This is a genomic window from Kitasatospora sp. NPDC056783 (assembly GCF_042789895.1).
In the GTDB taxonomy this organism is placed as follows: domain Bacteria; phylum Actinomycetota; class Actinomycetes; order Streptomycetales; family Streptomycetaceae; genus Kitasatospora.
In genome coordinates this window covers 1-3,853 of record NZ_JBHUAF010000566.1, presented here as the reverse complement: position 1 = coordinate 3,853, position 3,853 = coordinate 1, and the positions used below count along the sequence as shown (strand labels likewise).

Annotated in this window: 4 protein-coding genes; 3 read left to right on the top strand and 1 reads right to left on the bottom strand. The window is 74.4% G+C overall.

The features are described from left to right. Window positions 1–93 precede the first annotated feature (93 nt). Window positions 94–786: a metal-dependent transcriptional regulator gene (locus tag ACFRMQ_RS39145; protein WP_380735660.1), complete on the bottom strand. Its 693-nt coding sequence runs from the start codon at window positions 784–786 to the stop codon at window positions 94–96. Window positions 787–1,008: 222 nt separating this feature from the next. On the opposite strand from ACFRMQ_RS39145, the gene ACFRMQ_RS39140 reads away from it, so the two are divergent. The 3 genes from ACFRMQ_RS39140 to ACFRMQ_RS39130 all read left to right on the top strand — a co-directional run bounded on the left by ACFRMQ_RS39140 (window position 1,009) and on the right by ACFRMQ_RS39130 (window position 3,811). Further along, window positions 1,009–1,773 (top strand): sugar isomerase domain-containing protein, encoded by a 765-nt coding sequence (locus ACFRMQ_RS39140; protein WP_380735659.1) that lies wholly within the window; start codon window positions 1,009–1,011, stop codon window positions 1,771–1,773. A 212-nt stretch (window positions 1,774–1,985) separates the two neighbouring features. After that, window positions 1,986–2,933: a DUF4231 domain-containing protein gene (locus tag ACFRMQ_RS39135; protein WP_380735658.1), complete on the top strand. Its 948-nt coding sequence runs from the start codon at window positions 1,986–1,988 to the stop codon at window positions 2,931–2,933. Window positions 2,934–2,956: 23 nt separating this feature from the next. Continuing rightward, window positions 2,957–3,811: an alpha/beta fold hydrolase gene (locus ACFRMQ_RS39130; protein WP_380735657.1), complete on the top strand. Its 855-nt coding sequence runs from the start codon at window positions 2,957–2,959 to the stop codon at window positions 3,809–3,811. Window positions 3,812–3,853: the final 42 nt, after the last annotated feature.

Genomic DNA, 3,853 nt, shown 5'->3' with positions numbered 1-3,853 from the left:
GGCTGCACGGGGAGCAGCGGGCCCCTTTCGCCCTCAGCCGCCGTCCGCCGCCCTCCGCCGTACCGACTCGCGCGGCGCCGACGCGGCGCGGCCTCAGGCCTGGGCGACGAAGACGTGCTGGGCGATGTCCTTGCCCAGCTCCGCCGCGTTGTCCCCGGTGCCGACCAGCACACCGCCGACGCCGGCGCTCACCTTGACCGTCGAGCCCGGCCGGACCCCGGCCCGGCGCAGGGTGCTCATCAGCGCGCTGTCCGTCTGGATCGGCTCGCCGATCCGACGGACCACCACGTCGGCCCCGCCGTCGCCCGGCTTGACGGTGTCCAGCGGGACGAGCCCGGCGTCGAAGCCCTCGCCCTCGGCCTTGGTGTCGCCCAGCTCGTCCAGGCCCGGGATCGGGTTGCCGTACGGGGACTGGGTGGGGTGGCCGAGCATGGCGAGCACCTTGCGCTCGACCGTCTCGCTCATCACGTGCTCCCAGCGGCAGGCCTCCTCGTGCACCTGCTCCCACTCCAGGCCGATCACGTCGACGAGCAGGCACTCGGCGATGCGGTGCTTGCGCATCACGCGCACCGCGAGCCGGCGGCCCTCCTCGGTCAGTTCGAGGTGGCGGTCGCCGGCGACCTGGAGCAGCCCGTCGCGTTCCATCCGGCCGACCGTCTGACTGACGGTGGGGCCGCTCTGTTCCAGGCGCTCCGCGATCCGGGCGCGCATCGGGACGATGCCCTCCTCCTCCAGCTCCAGGATGGTGCGAAGGTACATCTCAGTGGTGTCGATCAGCCCAGACATCGTCGCCGGCTCCGTTCTTCGGTGTCCTCATCGCCAATTCTGACGCACCGGACCGGCAACCGGGCCCGCGCCGGGGCTCCGGGGGGCCGTTTTCCTTACTGTTGACAACGGTGCCGCCGGGGCGCGACCGTGCTCGCCGAAGCTTTCTCCCACCGGCGGTCTGGACCACCCGGACCACCCCACCCGGCCGGCTCCCCCACCGGCAGAGAGCGAAGGCACCAGATGAACGACCTGGTCGGCAGGTACTTCGACGCCGCGATCGCCCACCTCCAGCGGGTCCGGGAGGAGGAGGCCGACACCATCGAGGCCGCCGCCGCGCTGCTGGCGGAGGCGATGACCGAGGGTCGCCGGGTGTTCACCTTCGGTGCCGGGCACTCGGCGCTGCCGGCCCAGGACGTGGTCTACCGGGCCGGCGGGCTGGTCCCGATCAACCTGCTGAACGTCCCCGGGATGGCCGGGGTGACGGTGATGCCCGCGCCGCTGTCCAGCGCGCTGGAGCGGGTCTCCGGGCTGGCGACGGCGACCCTGGACCTGACCCCGGCGACCACCGGGGACCTGCTGTTCCTGATCTCGCTCTCCGGCCGTCAGGTGATGCCGGTCGAGCTGGCCCGCTACGCCCGGGACCGCGGCCTCAAGGTGATCGGGGTGACCTCGCTGGCGTACCCGCAGGAGGTGCCCTCGGCGCACCCGACCGGTACGTACCTCAAGGACCACTGCGACGTGGTGCTGGACAGCAAGATCGCGGTCGGTGACGGTGAGCTGACGCACCCGGGCGCCGAGACCACCTTCGGCCCGGTCTCTACCATCGTGACCAGCGCGCTGATGCAGGCCGTGGTCGCCTCGGCGGTCGGCCGGCTGGCCGACCGGGCGGCCACCGGGGAGTGTCCCGCGCCGCCGCTGTTCCGCTCCGGCAACGTCCCGGGCGGCACCGAGTGGAACGCCAAGCAGATGGCCGAGAACGCCGAGCGGGTCTTCTACACCTTCTGACCGGGGCCTGCCGCACCACCCGCGCACACCGCCGGCCGGCGCGCGCCCCCACCAGCACCCCGCACGCTCGGTGCCGGAGCGGACACGGGGAGTACCGGACAAACCACGGGACTTCCCGGCCACATCCGGCCGCCCCGGCCGTCACCAGGCGTACCGGCGAGCCGCCCGGGGCAGGAGGGCGGTGCGACCGGAGCGACTGGTGGGGGCCGAACATGGCGTCTGTTGCGGGACGGACCGGGTGGGTACGGGAGCGGGAGCTGCTCCCCGAGTTCTTCTGGGCCGCCGACGCGGCCTCGCTGCGCGGGCAGCGGCGCTCGGTGCTGCTCTCCGCCTGGGAGCTGATCCTCCTGGTGGTCGCCGCGGCGACCGGTTCGGCCGACGGCGAGTCCTGGGCCTGGGCGGCGGCGGTGGCCTACCTCGGCGCGATCGCGCTGGCGGTGGTGATCAGCCGGCAGAACCCGCAGGGCCTCTGGTACGAGGGCCGGGCCGCCGCCGAGTCGGTGAAGACGCTGGCCTGGAAGTACGCCGTCCGGGCCGACGCCTACCAGCCTCCGCCGCGCGCCCTGCCGGACGCCGAGGGCCTGTACGGCTTCCAACTCGCCCGGGTGCTGGGCGCGTTCCGGGGCGGCCCGGTGGCCGTCCCGGAGAGCGGGGCGGGGATCACCCCGGCGATGCACGACCTGCGCGGGCAGCCGCTCGCGGTGCGCCGCGAGGTGTACCTGGCCGAGCGGATCCAGCTGCAGCACGACTGGTACCGCGCCAAGGCCCGCTACTGCGCCCGCACCGGGCACTGGGCCGGGCTGCTGGGCGTGCTGCTGCCCGCGCTCGGTCTGGTGCTGGCCCTGCTGCGGGCGCTCGGCGCGTTCGGCTACGACGCGCTGGGCACCGTCTCGGCGGTGGCCGCCTCGGTCACCGCCTGGGCGCAGCTGCGCCAGTACCGGCCGCTGGCCGCCGCGTACGCCCTGGCCGCCGAGGAGCTGGCGCAGATCCAGCACCAACTCGCCCGGCTGGACCTGGAGTCGATGGAGGCCGAGGAGACCTGGGCCCGCCTGGCCCGGGACGCCGAGGACGCGATCTCCCGCGAGCACACCACCTGGCAGGCCCGCCGGGAGGTGCGCACCACCACCGACCGGGAGCACGCCACCGACCCGGAGCCCTGAGGAGGCCGCAGGTGTCGTTACGGATGGTCACAGCGGCGGACGGCCGTTCCCTCGCCGTCGAGACCCTCGGCGACCCGCGCGGCCGTCCGGTGTTCCTGCTGCACGGCATGCCGGGCAGCAGGGTCGGCCCGCACCCGCGGAGCACCGTGCTGTACCGGCTGGGCGTCCGGCTGATCTCGTACGACCGGCCCGGTTACGGCGACTCGACCCGGCTGTTCGGCCGCCGGGTGAGCGCGGCGGCCGAGGACGTGCGGACCATCGCGGACGCGTTCGGGCTGGAGGGCTTCGCGGTGCTCGGCCGCTCCGGCGGCGGCCCGCACGCGCTGGCCTGCGCGGCGCTGCTGCCGGAGCGGGTCGGCCGGGTGGCGGTGCTGGTCGGCCTCGCACCGCGCGACGCGGCCGGGCTGGACTGGTACGCGGGGATGACCCCGTCCAACGTCCGGGCGTACCAGGAGGCGGAGCGCGGGCACGGCCGGATCGCCGACGCGATGGAGTTCCGCTCCCGGCAGATCAAGGACGACCCGGTCCGGCTGCTGAACGGGCTGCGCACCGAACTCTCGCCCGCCGACCGGGAGGTGGTGGCGGACAGCGGGCTGCGGCGGATGCTCCAGAGCAACTACCGGGAGGCGTTCCGGCACGGCGCGGACGGCTGGATCGACGACGTGCTGGCCTTCACCGCCGACTGGGGGTTCGACATCGGGTCGATCCGGGTGCCGACCTGGCTCTGGCACGGCGCGGACGACCAGTTCTCGCCGGTCGACCACTCCCGCTGGCTGGCCGACCGCATCCCGGGCGCCGAGTTGTTCCTCGAACCGGGCGCCGCGCACTTCGGGGCGTTCCGGGTGATGACCACCGCGCTGGCCTGGGCGGCGGGTTAGGCCGCGTCTCATGGTGAGACACGGCCTGAGCCGAGGGGGCGT